This window comes from Streptomyces poriferorum (assembly GCF_019399235.1).
In the GTDB taxonomy this organism is placed as follows: Bacteria; Actinomycetota; Actinomycetes; order Streptomycetales; family Streptomycetaceae; genus Streptomyces; species Streptomyces poriferorum.
Genome location: NZ_JAELVH010000650.1, coordinates 1 through 426, shown reverse-complemented (window position 1 = coordinate 426; position 426 = coordinate 1). Strand labels below are relative to the sequence as shown.

General features: G+C 77.2%; 1 protein-coding gene. It reads left to right on the top strand.

Annotated elements, in window-relative coordinates:
* On the top strand, window positions 1-426 hold a 426-nt coding region (locus JGS39_RS40250; protein ID WP_219574688.1), incomplete at both ends, for a hypothetical protein.

Below are 426 nucleotides of genomic sequence, written 5' to 3'. Positions count from 1 at the left end.
CGCCGTGGACGCCCTGGCCGGGGCGCTGCGGGGGACGGACGCCTTGCTGGCCTGCACCTTTCCCGAGGCCGGCGTGCACACCGGGCTCCTGCTGGGCGCGGGCGGTCCGGTGCTGCGCGTGCCGCAGCTGCACCCCTGTGCCCGGCACTCCGGGTGGGCGGTCGAGAAGCCGGCCCCGCCGTCGACCCACGACGCCCCGTGGGGCCGCGTCGCCCTGGTCGTCGGGGACGACGCGCTCCACCCGGAGACCTTCCGGCTGGCAGCCCTCGCGGGTGCGGACACCGCGGCCGTCTGCCACACGGGCGCCGAGCCCTGGGAGCACACCCTCGGCCTGCCCGAGCGCTCCGCCGAGAACCGGATCAACGTGGTCGCGGCCGGTCACGGCCAAGGGGCGATCCACGCGCTGCCCGTGAACTTCGGGCTCTG